The organism is Paenibacillus sp. FSL L8-0663, assembly GCF_038008125.1.
In the GTDB taxonomy this organism is placed as follows: domain Bacteria; phylum Bacillota; class Bacilli; order Paenibacillales; family Paenibacillaceae; genus Paenibacillus; species Paenibacillus polymyxa_D.
In genome coordinates this window covers 1,459,475-1,476,246 of record NZ_JBBOYM010000001.1, presented here as the reverse complement: position 1 = coordinate 1,476,246, position 16,772 = coordinate 1,459,475, and the positions used below count along the sequence as shown (strand labels likewise).

Here is a 16,772-nt window from a genome sequence, read left to right as displayed (position 1 = left end):
CAGTTTATATACGGAGGAATGGACATGCTGTTCATCGACAACCAAGGGATACACGATCCAGCCATTAATCTTGCTATTGAGGAATACGCGCTCAAGCATCTACCGCTGGACGACAGCTATTTGCTGTTTTACATTAATCAGCCTTCTATTATTATAGGCAAGCATCAAAATACCATTGAAGAAATCAACGCCGAGTTTGTCAGAGATAACAATATTCAAGTCGTTCGTCGCCTGTCCGGCGGCGGTGCTGTATATCATGACCTCGGTAATTTAAATTTCAGTTTTATTACCAAGGATAACGGGGAGTCCTTTCATAATTTCCTCAAATTTACGCAACCTGTGATTGATGCTCTGCGCCAAATGGGAGTAGAAGCTGAAATGACAGGCCGCAACGATCTGCAGGTCGGAGAACGTAAAATTTCAGGAAACGCCCAATTTGCCACACGCGGACGTATGTTCAGCCACGGTACATTGATGTTTAACCTGAATCTGGACAATGTGGCTGCATCACTGCATGCCAATCCCGAAAAATTCAAATCCAAAAGCACTAAATCTGTCCGCAGTCGCGTAGCTAACATCAGCGAACTGATGGACCGTGAGATGACCATAGAGCAATTTCGCGAGGAACTGTTGCGTTTCATATTCGGATCAGAATTGGATCAAGTACCTCAATATAAGCTCACCGATACCGATTGGGCCAAAATCCATGAAATATCCAAAGAACGTTACCAATCGTGGGATTGGAACTACGGTCTATCCCCCGAGAGCAATATAAAGCACACACGTAAATTTCCAGTCGGTATTATTGATATCCGCATGGATCTTAAGGAAGGCTACATTCGTGATATTAAAATCTATGGGGATTTCTTCGGTGTGGGTGACGTTGCTGATATTGAAAATATCCTGCGCGGCAAGCGTTATGATGAAGGTGAGGTACGTCAAGCCTTATCCTCTCTCGATTTGAAGCACTATTTTGGTAATATTGAGTTGGACGATTTTGTTGGACTTGTATTTTTGGAAGACTAACCGTTACTTTTTCCCATCGTTTCAAACCAATACTTCAGTGGTTATAAGGGGACAGGCTCTTATAGGAGCCGTCCCCTTTTCCTTGCGATATTGTCATTTTGAATATTATAAGATACAATTTTAGCATTGCCCCATGATAGAGATAAAGGAGAGAATACCGATATGTATAAATTAATTGCCATTGATATTGATGATACACTCATTAACGACCAAAAAGAAGTTACACCAGCGACACAACAGGCATTAGAAGCTGCTGTAGCGAAAGGTGTGGTGGTTACCCTCGCTACTGGACGAGCTTATGCCTCTGCACACAAAATTGCTCGCCAGACTGGTTTGAACGTGCCGATCATTACGTATCAAGGAGCTTTGGTTAAAAACCTGCTGGACGAAAACGTGCTGTATGAGCGTTATGTTCCACTCGTGGCTGCACGTCGTCTGTATGAATTCTGCGTGGAACGCAATCTGCATCTACAAACGTATATTGATGACAAATTGTACACACGTGAAGATAATCAGAAAATCAAAGATTACACGGAGCTGAACAACACGGAATATTTTGTAGAGCCTGTATTCAGTAAAGTTATAGAGCAGCCGGCTCCTAAATTGCTGATTATCGACGAGCCGGAAGTGTTGGATGAATTAATTCCTGAACTTCGCGTACTGCTTGGCAATGAAGTTCACATTACAAAATCCAAGCCTCACTTTCTGGAAATTATGCACCATGAAGGCACCAAGGGTCACGCGCTTACCTTCCTTGCAAACCATTTTGGCTGTGAACTGTCGGAAACGATTGCCATCGGCGACTCTTGGAACGACCATGAAATGCTTGAATGCGCTGGTCTCGGCATAGCGATGGAGAATGCCATTCCTGATTTGAAGAAGCTGGCTGATTACATCACTCGCAGCAATAACGAAGATGGTGTTAAGCACGCCATCGACAAATTCGTACTCAATGTTGAATAAGCAAAAAGTGCCTGCTCCCATAATTCTTAAATAAAGTAATACAACAACAAAGCCTCCAAACTGTCGCATGATCAGTAACATACGACAGTTTGGAGGCCTTTTCTGTCAGATCATATAATAACCTGACCGCTATAAAATATCAGGCAGCAGAACGTAACTTACGCCTGTTCACCAAACGGATAATTCCATTGTTCATAAGGATTAGTCCGGTCACAATGAGCAGCACCCCAACCAGCATCCACCAGCTTACATGCTCTCCATACAACAACGCTCCCAAGCCCACCGCAATCGGCGGTGATATATACAGCCACGTCGTCGGAAACAGGGGATTTGTACGCTCCATGAGCCAGTAGAACAGTGTATGTGCAATCATCGAACCAAACAGGATCAGATAGAGTAAAGACCCCATGGCAGGAAGGTACTGCCACCCCTCAGAACTCCACGGTTCCGTGATCGCAGACAGTAACAGCAGCATCCATCCCCCATGGATCATTTGCGCCGCATTCAGGGCAATCGGGTTCGTTTCACGAAATACATCCATCACTCGCTTGGAATAAAGAGCTCCCCCTGAATAACACAGCTCCCCCAGCAAAATAACAAGGCATCCCGCCAGCCACAGACCACTGATCTGAACCGCCAATCCGGGCAGCACAACCAGCACCACACCAAGAAAGCTGATCATGCAGCCAACGACCGTAATCCGTGACGTTTTTTGCCGTAGCAGTACAGATTGCAAAATGACGATCATCATCGGCCCGGTAGCTGACAGAATAGCTCCGATCCCGGAGCTGACATATTGCTCTGCCCAATACAAGGCCGAAAAGGTACCGAAGGTCGTTCCTGCTCCAATCAGCAACATTTCCTTACGCCATAATAACGACCATTTCACCTTTCCGGTCAGCTTCATAGCAATAAATAATATCGCACCTGCGGCGAAAAAACGTACCCCTGCCGATAAAAACGGCGGAAGCCCGGCTTCCACTCCCACTTTTATGGCCAAAAACGTTGTGCCAAAAATAAGACACATTACTGTAAACGCGATCCCAATCATGATACGTCCCTCTCCCTTCAGTTGCTTTTAAGCATACAGGGAGACGAACAGAACAGTTGTATAACTACAGAACAGTTGTATACGTTTTTGAAGTGCTATATAGTACAATACACACAAAGGAGCGTGGATAGCATGGGTAAGAACAACAGCGAACTACTTTTTCCAGCCGATCATGCCTTAAAGCTGTATGAGCAGGTTATCCATTATGTAACTGTGCGGATCGATCGCGGGGATTGGCAAACAGACATGAAGCTGCCGTCCGTACGAAGCTTGGCTCAGGAGCTGGGTGTACATCGGCTAACTGTTTTCCGGGCATATCAGGAGTTGAAGCAACGAGGACTGGTCTATGTAAGGGACAAATCAGGATATTACGTTCATGCTTCCCAAGCGACTGGACATGCAAAATATGCTGGCTACTCGAGACATACGTCCATAGACCTCACGATTCACTCCAAATCTGCCCATGCGGCAGATGATCCGTCAGTTTCAGCCTGGAGAGGAATGGATGGACTTACCCGCGTTCAATCAGTGAATGCGAATTTCCAGTTTTCCAAAGCGCTGATTGACCCCTCTCTCCTGCCCAACCGATTTTGGGGAGAGCTGATGATGCAGGTTTTTGAAAAGCATCCGAAAGTAGCAGCCACCTATTCCGCTGTACAGGGTGATACCGAGCTTCGGGAGGCCATGGCGCAGCATTTTAGCGTGGATAAGCATTTTGCTTTATCACCGGATGAAGTGATGATTACCTCGGGAGCACAGCAAGCCATTGATTTAATTGCCCGATCTCTGCTCCATACAGGAGACCGTGTATTGATCGAACGCCCTGCTTATGGTCCTGCCATGGAAATATTCCGCAGACAAGGCGCACGTCTGACCATGACCGATATTCGACCAGAAGGATATGATATGGACCAGATTGAGTGGTGCATGAAAACGGAAAAACCACGTCTCTTTTATATGAATCCGACATTCCACAACCCGACGGGCTTTACGGTCCCCGATGAGCAACGCAAACGACTGCCTGAACTAGCCGAGCGCTACGGCTGCCTCATTGTTGAGGATGACAGCACCTATGACATCAGCTTTGGGCAAAAGCCTCCTTCTCCGATTTTCGCCTATGATGTTTCGGGAAGCGTCGTCTACATTCGAAGTTACAGTAAATATGTCGCACCCGGTCTACGAATCGCAGCCGTGACCTGCCGACCACAGCTTATGAACAGCCTGCTGAACGTCAAAGCGTTAGTGGACAATGGATCGCCACTGCTGAATCAAAAGCTATTTTTAGAATACTTTCAATCTCCACGTATGCAGCAGCATATTAAAAAACTATGTATCGCGCTCCAGATTCGTAAGGAAACGATGGAAGACAGTCTCCGCGATTCCGGTTGGACATGGACCAGCCCAGCGGGAGGACTCAACCTGTGGCTCCAGCTGCCTTCTACGTTGAAACCTAATGAATTACTTGCCAAAAGTGTACAAGAATCTGTATCCTTTGTCCCCGGCAATGTATTTGATCCCATCGGCGCAGAGGGTAAAACGCATGTACGACTGTCCTATTCATACGCCAACGAGCTACAAATCAAAGAAGGAATCTCCACCCTTCTACGTATCAGTCGAACGATGTAAAGGTAAAATGCACCTTTATTCTAACGGCAAACTCATGCCGGTGTGTGCCAAACCAATCCCTTCCAGAAGCCCATAGTTGCGTGTGACATCCACATCATGGGACATATGTGTAAATACTGTGCTTTGGGGTTTAAGCCTTCCTATAAGCTCCTGAGCCTCCAGCATGTCGTATACGGAACGGGTGGCATACTCGGCCTCCTCATGATAAAAACTCGTTCCCAGGACGAGCAGATTCAGATTGTGCAAGGGGAGAATTTCCGCCTCATTTAATCCAATCGAATCCGAACAGTAGGCCCACGAGAAGCCGTCCTTTTCCAGGCGATAAGCGTAGGCATATCCGTTCTTCCCGTGATTCACACGCCATCCCCGGATATTCCACCCGCCAAGTTGGGCTCCCTGATCTACTGGAATAAGATCCAAATTTCCAGAGAGCCAGGAAAATTGCCGCAAGATCGTGTCGATCACTTCCTGTGGCGCGTACAAGCGACCTCTGTTCCCAGTCCAGCGACAGGCATCTGCCCATTCTGGTAATCCTCCAATATGGTCAAAATGTGCATGTGTCACAAGGATCGTAGGGATAAAACGCAGATCGCGTAATTCTAGCTGTCTGCGCCAGTCCGGGCCACAATCAATCATAAAGTCCTCCGTCTCGCTTTCGATCAGCACAGACGATCTCAATCTTATGTTCGCCCCTGTCGTGCGAGCTTCTGTGCATACGAGACAATCACAATATACACGCGGAACCCCCATTGCATCCCCCGTGCCAAGAAAAATAAGCCGATTCATGGTTTAACTCCTATCTATTTGGGTCTTTTTACTACTATTATAACGAACAGACCGATTCTACGTAAATCATCTGCGTAAATCCTTCCAGCGTCCAACGCCAAAAGGAGCATGCCCAAAGCCGTGAAATCAGGCTAGACATCCCCCCAAGCGTGATCATATATATTTGAGAATTTTGCAAAAGCCTGATTTTTAAATGATGATAGGCATGGGATCTTCCTTCAGGCGGTTTTCCACCATCCAGCTGGACTGGTCATTATATAGATAGGCTCGATGCACCAACACTCGCACCTGCTGACCAGGTTCCAGCGTAGACTTCTCCAGCGAACGGTACGTCATGAGACGATGGTCCCCAACTTGTACTTCAACCATCCACTCACTTCCACGAAAATGCAAATGCTTCACTACGCCTTCCTCGGTCGCCGACAGAAGCGTAAATTCCTCGCTTGGCCCGACATCAATATACTCCGGACGGATCAAGGCACGTGTTCCCACTCCAGCAGCTTCTTCGAAGCCTTTGAGACTGCCTGCCTGTTCAATCACCGTAGATTCCCCAATGAAGGAAGCCACGAACGGGGTACCCGGTTTTTTATAAATATCCCAAGGCGTTCCCTTCTGCTCCAGTCGTCCCTGATTAATCACCATAATTTCATCCGCTACTTCAATCGCCTCATCCTGATCATGGGTGACAAAAATTGAAGTAATACCCACCCGCTCAATCAACTCTCGCAGCCAGGTGCGCAGCTCCTGACGAATCTTGGCATCAATAGCTGCAAAAGGCTCATCCAACAGCAGCAATTGAGGCTCTGGTGCCAAAGCACGCGCAAAAGCAACTCGCTGTCGCTGTCCACCTGACAACTGATGCGGATAACGATGCTCAAATCCTTTGAGCCCCGTTAGTTCGACCAACTCCGTGACCCGTTCCTTGATACGGGTTTTGGAGCTTTTTTTCACTTTCAGACCAAAGGCAATATTGTCGTAGACGCTCATGTGCTTGAACAAAGCATAGTTTTGAAATACAAATCCGATTCCACGTTCCTGCGGGGACAGCTCGTTTACCCTTTTTCCATGAAAATGAATTTCTCCCGCATCCGGTTGCTCCAGACCCGCCAAAATGCGAAGAATGGAGGTTTTCCCCCCACCACTTGGACCGAGTAAGCCAATAAGATGGCCCGCCTGAATATCAAAAGATACGTCCTTTACTGCATGAAAATTACCGAAATGCTTGTTTAATCCTCTTACTTCCACATGCATATCCGTACACTTCCTTTCCGCTTCTGGACCTGTTCAGGAACAGCAGCAGCCTTGCTTACCGCAAAGCACGTACCTCATTTAAAATCATTTAATTATTCCAATGCATATACTATGTTTTTTCTTATGTGATACTTTATCAAAGGAAAGTAATTTTCGTCAACTCTATATATTATCTTAGGAATTAAAAGGGTAAAGTATTAAGAAGAAAGGAGATGGAGTTATTGTTGCATACTTTAGAAATATCTACTACACAGCGAGATGAAATACGCGATATTACACGAGAGGTTGCTTCATTGATCGAAAAAAGCGGGGTGCAACAAGGAACCGCACTTGTTTATTGTCCACACACGACAGCCGGCATCGCCATTAATGAAAATGCAGACCCAGATGTCAAACATGATGTGATGTTAAGACTAGATGAAGTCTATCCGTGGAAGCATCCCCAATATCGCCATATGGAGGGAAATACAGCGTCCCACCTAAAATCCATTACGACAGGCCCCTCACAAACGATCATCATCCATGACGGAAAGCTGTTGCTCGGACGATGGCAGGGACTTTATTTTTGTGAATTCGACGGACCACGCAGACGCCAATACCATGTAAAAATCATGGAGTGCTGACGGACCAGGTAAAAAAACAGACCATGATGTTTTCCTACTGGATGCATCATCGTCTGTTAAATTCTTAGTCGCTTTCGCAAAGTACCGTAATGATAAGTCACCGTCATGAAGTGCATACACCTAGAAAAGCGCCCTACATGTTCATGGGTGAAGCGTGTGAATGCAGGTACGCTCATAGGTGTCTGCACAGCAGCTTTACATGTGCTAAAGCAGCGGGCCTAATTTCTTCAAATGTTAAACCGTCCTGAATATAAAAGGATACAAAGCCATGCATGGATAAAAACAGACTTTTCGGTACCCTTGAGCAATCTTCCTCCGAATGCCCCTGACCACTCAATTCTTGACGGATCATGGATGCAAATAGTTCGACACAACGGTTTTGCTCTGTGCGACAGTATGCAAATAGTTCTTCATCGTGCATCATGAACATAATTTCGTATTGATATGGATTTTCCAAACCAAAACGGATAAATTCCAGCATCAAGTACTCTAGTCTGCTCAAGCCATCATCAGGTGTGCCTGTTGCTGCTTGCAGTAGAATCCCACGCAATGTATTAAAATCTTCAATCACAATGGCATAGAACAGTTCAGCCTTCTCTTTAAAATGATAGTATAACGAACCATGACTGTAACCCAGATGCTGGCCAATGCTGCGCATTGAAATCGCACGGTAGCCCTTGGTAATAAACAAGTGCCTGGCCGCTTCCAGAATCCGCCCTCTTGACAACTCCTGTTCTACTGCTCTTCTAGCCATATTATTTATTCCCCTTCAATAAAGTAAAGCTGCTCTCCCTCCGACACAAGCGATTGCCCCTGCGTCAAGTCTGTTATCCAGTTGCTAAAGGATTCCGCATCACCAGCCAGCGGCAGACAGGTTAAGGTAACTTTATCCGTAAACATTGTTTCTCCAGTGCGGATGCTGCGATTGCGTAATTCATTTTCCACTTTGCCCAACCAGGTATAATCCAATTCTACAAAAACTTCACGATGCAGCACACGCGTAATTGCATCCCCTGCCTCGATTGCTGCAACAGCACCATCTGAATACGCGCGAATCAGACCGCCTGCTCCCAGCAAAATCCCACCAAAGTAACGGGTAACAACAATAGCGACATTTTTCAGCTTCTGGTTGCGGATTACCTCCAAAATAGGCTTTCCAGCCGTACCGCTCGGTTCTCCGTCATCCGATTGCTTTTGGATTTCGTCTCTTTCCCCAATCATGTAAGCAGAACAATTATGGGTAGCGTTCCAATGCTCTTTTTTGATGCGCTCTATGAAAGCAGTTGCTTCTTCCTCAGTTTGAACAGGCTGAATGTGGCCGATAAAACGGGATTTTCGAATCACAATTTCCTTGTTGCCGGCACCGCGTACGGTTCGGTATTGTTCCAACATACACGTATAACCTTCCTTACTTCATTTTACAAGAAAGCAGTCCCCCGCTTCTGGCAGCTGGTGAACTGCTTTCCTGTACTTTAATTGCTGCTATACACTATAACACTTCTGACCGAAATCCTGTTTCGCATCAGAGATTACAGCACTCTTATTCAGACAATCTCGCTTCAAGCTCAGCTTTTTCTTTTTCGAAGCCTGGTTTGCCGAGCAGCGCAAACATGTTCTTCTTGTAAGCTTCTACGCCCGGTTGATCGAACGGATTTACGCCCAACAGGTAGCCGCTGATGCCGCAAGCTTTTTCGAAGAAATAAGCAAGATAGCCGAAAGAGTAAGGGCTCAAGTCAGGAATATTTACAATCAAGTTCGGTACTTGTCCGTCTGTGTGAGCCAGCAATGTACCTTGGAATGCTTTTTTGTTTACAAAATCCACAGTTTTGCCTGCCAGGAAATTCAGTCCGTCCAGATCATCCTCATCTGCTTCGATGGTGATGTGACTAGGTACATTTTCTACTTGGATTACCGTTTCGAAAATATTGCGGCTGCCTTCCTGAATGAATTGTCCCATGGAGTGCAGGTCTGTCGAGAAATCAACAGAAGCAGGATAAATGCCTTTGTAATCCTTGCCTTCGCTTTCTCCGTACAACTGTTTCCACCACTCGGATACAAAATGAAGAGACGGCTCATAGTTTACGAGAATTTCAATTGCTTTACCTTTGCGGTACAAAGCGTTACGAACGGCTGCATATTGATAAGCCTCGTTCTCAGCTACATTCGGGTTGCTGTATTCTTTGGAAGCGTCTGCCGCCCCCTGCATCATTTCTTCGATGTTAATGCCTGCAGTAGCAATCGGCAACAAGCCTACTGCTGTCAGCACAGAGTAACGACCACCCACATCATCAGGAATAATGAAAGATTCGTAGCCTTCTTCGTTAGCCAGTTTTTTCAAAGCGCCACGTTCTTTATCGGTCGTTGCATAAATACGTTTGCGCGCTTCTTCTTTACCGTATTTTTTCTCCAGAGCTGCACGGAATACGCGGAATGCGATAGCTGGCTCTGTTGTCGTACCTGATTTGGAAATGACGTTCACAGAGAAGTCTTTACCTTCAATCAGTTCCAACAGATGATTCACATATGTAGAGCTGATGTTGTTGCCTGCAAAATAGATAGCTGGGCCCTTGCGTTGATCTTTAGGCAGTGCATTGTAGAAAGAATGCGACAGCATTTCGATCGCAGCACGTGCTCCAAGGTAAGAACCGCCGATACCGATTACGATCAGTACTTCGGAATCGCTTTGAATTTTAGCAGCAGCCTTTTGGATGCGCGCAAACTCTTCTTTATCATAATTGGTAGGCAGGTCGATCCAACCTAAGAAATCGGAACCTACACCGGTTTGGTTGTGCAGTTGCTCATGAGCCAGCTTGATAGGCTCTGCAAAATAATCAATTTCGTGCTGACCTACAAAGGAGAGAGCTTTAGTGTAATCAAAAATAACTTTTTTAGACATGTTTGGAACCTCCTGTTTGGTATTACTAAGACCATGAATACGAACATAAGGACTTAGGAATAGGATACTTTAATTTGCTGGGCCTGACAAGCTTGCGTTACCTATGTATCCTGTGCTTGACAGCCCCTCCTGTAGATAGGGTAGCATGCCCATGCTACAATTAACTGAGATCAACCTGTTTCAATATTCAATTCAGGGCCGACTCGCATCTGCATCGGACGGCAACTTCCAACAAGAAAGGTGATTAGCAATGAAAAACATCGGATTTATCGGACTGGGCACCATGGGCGCCCCGATGGCATCCAATCTGCTAAAGCAGGGATTCGGAGTCACAGTTTATAATCGCACCGCTTCGCGCTGCGAGCCACTGGAAGAGCAAGGCGCACGTACAGCTTCAACCCCTCGTGAAGCAGCTGAAGGTCAGCACTTGGTCATTACCATGGTCAGTGATGATCATTCCATTCGTGACATCTATTACGGCGAAGACGGTGTGTTTGCCGGCCTTACGGCTGGCATGACCGTGATGGACAACAGCACGATTTCACCTGAGCTGGTCAAACAACTAGCCGCCGAAGCGGACAAGCTGGGCTGTTCCTTCATTGATGCTCCCGTAACAGGCAGTAAGCCTGCCGCTGTAGACGGCACACTCGTGTTCATGGTTGGTGGTAATGCAGAAGCCATTGCGGCACAATCAGATGTTTTTGATACCCTGGGCAAAAAGGTACTTCATATGGGACCTAATGGAAGCGGGGCCGTAGCCAAGCTCGCTCATAATACGATGGTCGGTATTCATAACCTCGCTCTGGCTGAAGGCTTTGCTATCGCGGCTAAATCCAGCATCCCGGCAGACAGCTTCCTTGAATTGGTACAACTCGGATCGGCAGGCAGCAAGGCCGCTGACCTGAAAGGGCGCAAAATCATTGAGCATGATTTTAGCAACCAGTTCTCACTTGCCTTGATGCTTAAGGACTTGAAGCTTGCTTCCTCACTAACAGACAGCCTGTCCATCCCCGCACCTATGTTATCCATTGCCAAAAGCCTATTTCAAGCCGGGCAAACGCAAGGCTACGGCGACGAGGACCTATCCGCTGTCGTGAAGACATACGAAGCATGGATTGGCCGCACCATTGGTGGTCAACCTCTCGAATAAGCTGTACCTTTCTGTGTAACTATACTGCTGTGCTTGTGTACATATGGCATAGCTTTAGGGTAAGCACACTTAGCTTGAAGGCTGAGTGTGCTTACCCGTTTTAGCTTACTATTCGGGATAAGAACAGCAATAATCAGTTACACTTCGTACTTCCAGCTTGAAGGAAGACTTTGCAGGTACGTGAAAGGTTGCTGTCCCTTGTATTTCCAGCCATTCCTCAGTACCTGGAAGTAACACTCTCAGATCCCCTGCCAAAATCTCCATAATCTCACGGGAATCCGTGCCGAACTCGTACGTTCCTGGCAGCATAATCCCCAGTGTAACCTTACTACCGTCACCCAGGATGACTGTACGGCTTGTAACCTGACCATCGTAATAAACGTTTGCTTTTTTAACTACGCTTACTCCATCAAACTGTGTCATTCGTTATCCCCTCATCTGCTCTCAATGGTTGAATGAATATTGGTGCATCATAACATAGATTTGATTCCAGCTTCAGTATGAAAATACACACTGTATCACGTATACAATACACTGGAATTCCAAAGTGATCTTTTCGCAAAACATCAACTGTATGAAACAAACAGCCGTAAGCCTTACTCAGGTTACGACTGTCTGTTTTAGATGCTCCAATGTTTTATTTCAACAAAGCTTTCACACGGCTAACAACATTCTCTACTGTAAAGCCGTATTCCTTAATCACGCGATCGCCAGGTGCGGATGCGCCGAATGTACTGATACCGAGAATGTCGCCTTGGTCGCCAACATATTTTTCCCAGCCCAGTGGATATGCCATTTCTACAGCCAAACGAGCTTTCACTTCTGGCAGCAGAACGGAATCTTTGTATGCTTTGTCTTGTTTTTCGAACAGATCCCAGCTTGGGAAGCTGATAACACGTACTTGAATACCTTGTTCTGCCAGTGCTTCCTGAGCTTTAACAGCCAATTGCACTTCGGAGCCTGTAGCTAGAATTTGAGCAACTGGTTTGCCATCTGTTGCATCTGCAACCACATAAGCACCGCGTTTGATACCTTCGCGTGCATGCTCAGCACTAGCAGCCAGGATTGGCAGGTTTTGACGAGTTAATACCAGAGCAACCGGGTTTTTCTTGTTTTCCAGCGTGTAAGCCCAAGCAGCAGAAGTTTCATTACCGTCCGCTGGACGAATTACTGTCAAGTTCGGGATAATACGCAGGGAAGCCAATTGCTCGATCGGCTCATGAGTCGGACCATCTTCACCTACAGCAATACTGTCGTGAGTCAGAACGTAGGTTACAGGCAATCCCATCAGAGCTGCCAGACGAACAGCTGGACGCAGATAGTCTGTAAATACGAAGAATGTACCGCCGAATACTTTTACACCTTGGTGCAACGCCATACCGTTCATCGCAGCAGCCATACCAAATTCGCGGATACCGAAATAGATGTTACGACCGGCGTAGTCTTCTGGCGTAAAGTTCGTCAGGTTGTTCAAATGTGTCATCGTGGAGCTCTCCAGATCGGCAGATCCGCCTGTTAGGAAAGGTACGTTTGGAGCTAATCCATTCAGAGCATTACCAGAAGCTACACGAGTCGAAACGGCTTTGTCTTCAGTCGTGTACTTCGGAAGGTCACGATCCCATCCTTCTGGGAGATCGCCGTTTACAGCTGTTTCGAACTGAGCTGCCAAATCAGGGTGAGCTGCTTTGTATTTGGCGAACTGTTCATCCCATGCTTTGTTCGCTGCGATACCGCGCTCTTTTACTTTAGCAAAATGCTCGCGAACCTCTTGTGGTACGTGGAAGTCCTCTTCGTATACCCATTTGTAGAATTCTTTAGTCAGCTTGGCTTCTTCTGATCCCAGCGGGGAACCATGAGTACCGCCGTGTCCGCCTTTACCTTGTTTGTTCGGGCTTCCGTAGCCGATGACAGTTTTCACTTCAATCAGCGTAGGACGTGTCGAGTCGCCTTGCGCTTCTTCAATGGCTTTTTGGATGGCTGGAAGGTCGTTACCATCTTCTACGCGCAGTACTTGCCAGTTGTAAGCTTCAAAGCGTTTGGCAACACTCTCGGAAGAGGACAGATTAAGCTTGCCGTCCAGTGTAATATCATTGGAATCAAACAATACAATCAGCTTGCCCAGTTGTAAGCGACCAGCCAGCGAGGCAGCCTCGTGGGAAATACCCTCCATCAGATCGCCATCGCCGCAGATTGCATACGTGAAGTGATCTACAACTTTAAATTCGTCCTTATTATATGTTGCGCCCAGTTGAGCTTCAGCCATTGCCATACCTACGGACATTGCGAGACCTTGTCCCAGAGGACCGGTTGTAGCATCTACACCAGCAGTGTGGCCAAACTCAGGGTGGCCCGGTGTAAGGCTACCCCATTGACGGAATTGTTTCAGTTCTTCCATAGGAAGATCATAGCCGCTCAGGTGCAGAAGGCTGTATAGCAACATGGAACCGTGTCCTGCAGACAATACAAAACGGTCACGGTTAACCCATGTAGGTTGATCGGGATTATGATTCATCGTTTTAGCAAAAAGTTGGTATCCCATTGGCGCGGAGCCCATCGGCATACCAGGATGTCCCGAGTTTGCTTTCTCGATGGCGTCAATTGCCAACGTACGAATAGTTGTGATGGACAAATTGTCGATCGTGGAGTTTTCATCCTTTTGAATCGCTTGGTTCTGGTCAGTCATGGTTAGCCTCCTCATATTGTAAAAAGTATGTCAATTGCATTCGGTCATACTCCCCAACATCACCGCCTGATACAAAAACGATATCTGTTGAAGTGAGTGAATCTGCTTGAATGTTTCAATATGACTTATACATTCTTAAGTATTGTACCATTTGCCGTGAAAGTTTGCCAGATCGTTTATAAAGATGATTGTGGGAAATGTAGTACCGTGTCCTCATATAAATATACCCGTAATGTATTAACCTCATTTAAAAAAATATAAAATCACAAAAATATTATGTACTGACCGGCTATAAGGCTAATAATTCACATGAGGATTTTGCAAAATCCTTATATAAAAAAACAAAGCCCGTTATGCGATGGGCTTTGTTTAACAAAAAATATAGATTCACAAATTTTTTCTAAAATTTTAAGATTAGTTAAAAACGACTGTTTTGTTCTCATGAACCAGAATACGATCCTCTGCATGCCACTTCACGGCTCTTGCCAAAACGACCCGCTCTATGGTGCGACCGATCCGTTTTAGCTCATTTACATCATCTCCGTGGCTTACACGCTGCACGTCCTGCTCAATGATCGGGCCGCCGTCCAATTCTTCAGTTACATAATGCGCAGTAGCACCAATAATTTTCACACCGCGATTATAGGCTTGGGCATATGGCTTCCCACCCACGAATGCAGGCAGAAAGGAATGATGGATATTGATAATTCGGTTGCGATAATGCTCAATAAACTTGGGAGATATAATCTGCATGTAACGGGCCAAAATGATAACGTCAATGTCTTCGCCAATAACCTCTAGTTGGCGACGCTCCGCCTCCGGCTTGGTATCGGCGGTTACCGGAATATGGTGATATGGGATACCAAACGATTCCACATACTCCTTCATATCCGGATGATTACTAACCACCAATGAAATATCCGCGTCCAGATCTCCTGCCTGCCATTGCCACAGCAGTTCTACCAAACAGTGATCTTCTTTGGAAACGAAAATAGCCAGTTTTTTCTTGCGGCTAACCGCAGAAATCGTCCACTCCATACGGAATTGCTCAGCAACAGCGGCAAAATCCTGCTCCAACTGTGGCTGGGTTGCACTCAAATTCGGCAGATCAAATTCAATCCGCATAAAAAACATACCGCCCGACGGGTCCATTGTATATTGGTCAGATTGAACGATATTGGCCCCATGCTCGTACAAAAAACGGGACACGGCCGCTACAATACCTGGTCCATCTGGACAAGATACAAGCATACGCGCGCGGTTTTCATGGGCAGATAGAGTGCTATTTGGCTGATGTTTTACGTGAATTTCCATGTGGCTATTAATCCCCCTTAGCTTATACCGTCACTGGCAAATGACTGCCGGCAAACCAGGCAATCAACCGTTGATTAATGTGTTCTTCGCTCAAATCTGGAAATAGTGCTGCTTCCGTTATCATGTCATACAGACGCTCCAACGGCTCACGTGGATCGGCTTTTCTTGCTTTGGCATCATTTTTCAGCAGAGCCCAGGTGTCCAGAACAAATTTACGGACATCCACATCCTGTTTTTTGAAAAACGAATGCAATTGCTCTACCTGACCCAAAAACTCATCCCCAAAGCGCTCCTTTACATTTCCGCGAAGCAGGGCAATTTCAACCTCATACATCGGACGCTGAGTTTTGGCTTCCTTCCCAATCCATGGCGTCTCCAAAATAAACGGACGTCCTTGAAGTGCTTCATGATGCACCACATTATGAATAGTCTGATAGCCAATCCAGCCTGATCCGATCGGAGTATGGCGGTCTTTATGAGCGCCAACTGGATTTTTACTGTCATTAATGTGAACAACTGCAATGCGATTCAAGCCGACAATACGGTCGAACTGCTCCAATACACCGTCCAGATCATTTACGATATCATAACCCGCATCGTGAATGTGACAGGTGTCCATACAAACCGTAAGACGCTCGTTACGCTCTACTTTATCTATAATGGAGGCAATCTCCTCAAAGCTACGCCCCATTTCCGTTCCTTTGCCTGCCATCGTTTCAAGCGCGATGTTAACATCTGTCTCCTTCACGCCGTTCAGTACCTCGTTCAAACCATCGGCAATACGCCCGATTCCATATTCCGCATCCTTATCGGTAAAAGCGCCCGGATGCAGCACAATATTTTTCACACCTATCGCGTGTGTGCGCCGAATTTCCTCCTGAAGAAAGCTGACCGCAAGCTCATAGGTATTTTCTTTGTAAGAGCCAAGGTTGATGATATACGGGGCATGCACCACGATATCTTCCATTCCCTTCTCAGCCATTAACTGCTTGCCTTCCTCCAAATACATGGACTCCATCGGCTTACGACGCGTGTTTTGCGGTGCTCCCGTGTATATCATAAAGGAGCTGGACCCGTAAGTAGACGCTTCTTTTGTAGCGCTGAGCAGACCCTTGTCCGAGAAGGACACATGAGAACCAATTTTCAGCATGACCCTGATTCATCCCCTTATCCTGTTATGCTTGTCTTATTTTAATTTAATCATTTTAACGTGATTATTGAAATCAAACAACATAGCTTTTATGGCAACTTTCTTAAATCAGGATTTTGCAAAATTCGATTCCAGTCGCTCCAAAGTGCAATATACAGACGAACCAGACCATTTCGATCAATATATTCTTCATTGAAAGTCGCTTATTGGGCTTTTGCAAAATCCTCAAATAACTCTATTAAGGGAATACGTA

Annotated in this window: 15 protein-coding genes; 5 read left to right on the top strand and 10 right to left on the bottom strand. The window is 46.2% G+C overall.

Going from position 1 to position 16,772, the window contains the following annotated elements:
• Positions 1-24: 24 nt before the first annotated feature.
• Together MKY75_RS06665 and MKY75_RS06660 are read left to right on the top strand one after the other, a co-directional pair.
• Positions 25-1,026 (top strand): lipoate--protein ligase, encoded by a 1,002-nt coding sequence (locus MKY75_RS06665; protein WP_029516385.1) that lies wholly within the window; start codon positions 25-27, stop codon positions 1,024-1,026.
• A gap of 162 nt (positions 1,027-1,188) precedes the next feature.
• Positions 1,189-1,989, top strand: coding sequence for a Cof-type HAD-IIB family hydrolase (locus tag MKY75_RS06660; RefSeq protein WP_029516384.1), 801 nt, complete (start codon positions 1,189-1,191; stop codon positions 1,987-1,989).
• Positions 1,990-2,128: 139 nt separating this feature from the next.
• Here the strand turns inward: MKY75_RS06660 and MKY75_RS06655 are convergent, their stop codons facing one another.
• On the bottom strand, positions 2,129-3,040 hold the full coding sequence (locus MKY75_RS06655; protein ID WP_029516383.1) for a DMT family transporter: 912 nt from the start codon (positions 3,038-3,040) through the stop codon (positions 2,129-2,131).
• A gap of 132 nt (positions 3,041-3,172) precedes the next feature.
• Between MKY75_RS06655 and MKY75_RS06650 the strand changes: the two genes are divergently transcribed.
• Positions 3,173-4,666 carry an aminotransferase-like domain-containing protein gene (locus tag MKY75_RS06650; RefSeq protein ID WP_318626867.1) on the top strand — a complete coding sequence of 498 codons (1,494 nt, stop codon included), beginning with the start codon at positions 3,173-3,175 and terminating at the stop codon, positions 4,664-4,666.
• A 15-nt stretch (positions 4,667-4,681) separates the two neighbouring features.
• On the opposite strand, the gene MKY75_RS06645 is transcribed toward MKY75_RS06650, so the two are convergent.
• Complete coding sequence (locus MKY75_RS06645; RefSeq protein WP_340884755.1) at positions 4,682-5,452, bottom strand: MBL fold metallo-hydrolase; 771 nt, start codon at positions 5,450-5,452, stop codon at positions 4,682-4,684.
• Positions 5,453-5,641: 189 nt separating this feature from the next.
• Complete coding sequence (locus MKY75_RS06640; RefSeq protein WP_029516380.1) at positions 5,642-6,703, bottom strand: sulfate/molybdate ABC transporter ATP-binding protein; 1,062 nt, start codon at positions 6,701-6,703, stop codon at positions 5,642-5,644.
• 221 nt (positions 6,704-6,924) lie between these two features.
• Between MKY75_RS06640 and MKY75_RS06635 the strand changes: the two genes are divergently transcribed.
• Positions 6,925-7,326, top strand: coding sequence for a secondary thiamine-phosphate synthase enzyme YjbQ (locus MKY75_RS06635; RefSeq protein ID WP_318626868.1), 402 nt, complete (start codon positions 6,925-6,927; stop codon positions 7,324-7,326).
• 172 nt (positions 7,327-7,498) lie between these two features.
• Here MKY75_RS06635 and MKY75_RS06630 read toward each other — a convergent pair whose 3' ends face one another.
• From MKY75_RS06630 to MKY75_RS06620, 3 genes are all read right to left on the bottom strand, one after another.
• The gene (locus MKY75_RS06630; RefSeq protein WP_029516378.1) at positions 7,499-8,080 is read right to left on the bottom strand and encodes a TetR/AcrR family transcriptional regulator; all 582 of its coding nucleotides are present in this window, start codon (positions 8,078-8,080) and stop codon (positions 7,499-7,501) included.
• Between the two features lie 5 nt (positions 8,081-8,085).
• Positions 8,086-8,718, bottom strand: coding sequence for a YigZ family protein (locus MKY75_RS06625; RefSeq protein WP_023987635.1), 633 nt, complete (start codon positions 8,716-8,718; stop codon positions 8,086-8,088).
• Between the two features lie 148 nt (positions 8,719-8,866).
• Positions 8,867-10,222 carry a glucose-6-phosphate isomerase gene (locus tag MKY75_RS06620; RefSeq protein WP_013369975.1) on the bottom strand — a complete coding sequence of 452 codons (1,356 nt, stop codon included), beginning with the start codon at positions 10,220-10,222 and terminating at the stop codon, positions 8,867-8,869.
• A 250-nt stretch (positions 10,223-10,472) separates the two neighbouring features.
• Between MKY75_RS06620 and MKY75_RS06615 the strand changes: the two genes are divergently transcribed.
• Positions 10,473-11,372 (top strand): NAD(P)-dependent oxidoreductase, encoded by a 900-nt coding sequence (locus MKY75_RS06615; RefSeq protein WP_340884752.1) that lies wholly within the window; start codon positions 10,473-10,475, stop codon positions 11,370-11,372.
• Between the two features lie 108 nt (positions 11,373-11,480).
• On the opposite strand, the gene ppnP is transcribed toward MKY75_RS06615, so the two are convergent.
• The 4 genes from ppnP to MKY75_RS06595 all read right to left on the bottom strand — a co-directional run bounded on the left by ppnP (position 11,481) and on the right by MKY75_RS06595 (position 16,519).
• Positions 11,481-11,795, bottom strand: coding sequence for a pyrimidine/purine nucleoside phosphorylase (ppnP, locus tag MKY75_RS06610; RefSeq protein WP_013309288.1), 315 nt, complete (start codon positions 11,793-11,795; stop codon positions 11,481-11,483).
• A 214-nt stretch (positions 11,796-12,009) separates the two neighbouring features.
• Positions 12,010-14,055 (bottom strand): transketolase, encoded by a 2,046-nt coding sequence (gene tkt, locus MKY75_RS06605; protein ID WP_029516375.1) that lies wholly within the window; start codon positions 14,053-14,055, stop codon positions 12,010-12,012.
• 414 nt (positions 14,056-14,469) lie between these two features.
• On the bottom strand, positions 14,470-15,369 hold the full coding sequence (gene purU / locus MKY75_RS06600; RefSeq protein WP_023987631.1) for a formyltetrahydrofolate deformylase: 900 nt from the start codon (positions 15,367-15,369) through the stop codon (positions 14,470-14,472).
• Positions 15,370-15,391: 22 nt separating this feature from the next.
• Positions 15,392-16,519: a deoxyribonuclease IV gene (locus tag MKY75_RS06595; protein WP_029516373.1), complete on the bottom strand. Its 1,128-nt coding sequence runs from the start codon at positions 16,517-16,519 to the stop codon at positions 15,392-15,394.
• Between the last annotated feature and the right edge of the window lie 253 nt (positions 16,520-16,772).

Bases quoted from the DNA above. Each gene is read 5' to 3' on its own strand.
- MKY75_RS06630 (WP_029516378.1), bottom strand. From the start codon at position 8,080: ATGGCTAGAAGAGCAGTAGAACAGGAGTTGTCAAGAGGGCGGATTCTG.
- MKY75_RS06625 (WP_023987635.1), bottom strand. From the start codon at position 8,718: ATGTTGGAACAATACCGAACCGTACGCGGTGCCGGCAACAAGGAAATT.
- MKY75_RS06665 (WP_029516385.1), top strand. From the start codon at position 25: ATGCTGTTCATCGACAACCAAGGGATACACGATCCAGCCATTAATCTT.
- MKY75_RS06595 (WP_029516373.1), bottom strand. From the start codon at position 16,519: ATGCTGAAAATTGGTTCTCATGTGTCCTTCTCGGACAAGGGTCTGCTC.
- tkt (WP_029516375.1), bottom strand. From the start codon at position 14,055: ATGACTGACCAGAACCAAGCGATTCAAAAGGATGAAAACTCCACGATC.
- ppnP (WP_013309288.1), bottom strand. From the start codon at position 11,795: ATGACACAGTTTGATGGAGTAAGCGTAGTTAAAAAAGCAAACGTTTAT.
- MKY75_RS06615 (WP_340884752.1), top strand. From the start codon at position 10,473: ATGAAAAACATCGGATTTATCGGACTGGGCACCATGGGCGCCCCGATG.
- purU (WP_023987631.1), bottom strand. From the start codon at position 15,369: ATGGAAATTCACGTAAAACATCAGCCAAATAGCACTCTATCTGCCCAT.
- MKY75_RS06645 (WP_340884755.1), bottom strand. From the start codon at position 5,452: ATGAATCGGCTTATTTTTCTTGGCACGGGGGATGCAATGGGGGTTCCG.
- MKY75_RS06620 (WP_013369975.1), bottom strand. From the start codon at position 10,222: ATGTCTAAAAAAGTTATTTTTGATTACACTAAAGCTCTCTCCTTTGTA.
- MKY75_RS06640 (WP_029516380.1), bottom strand. From the start codon at position 6,703: ATGCATGTGGAAGTAAGAGGATTAAACAAGCATTTCGGTAATTTTCAT.
- MKY75_RS06650 (WP_318626867.1), top strand. From the start codon at position 3,173: ATGGGTAAGAACAACAGCGAACTACTTTTTCCAGCCGATCATGCCTTA.
- MKY75_RS06660 (WP_029516384.1), top strand. From the start codon at position 1,189: ATGTATAAATTAATTGCCATTGATATTGATGATACACTCATTAACGAC.
- MKY75_RS06655 (WP_029516383.1), bottom strand. From the start codon at position 3,040: ATGATTGGGATCGCGTTTACAGTAATGTGTCTTATTTTTGGCACAACG.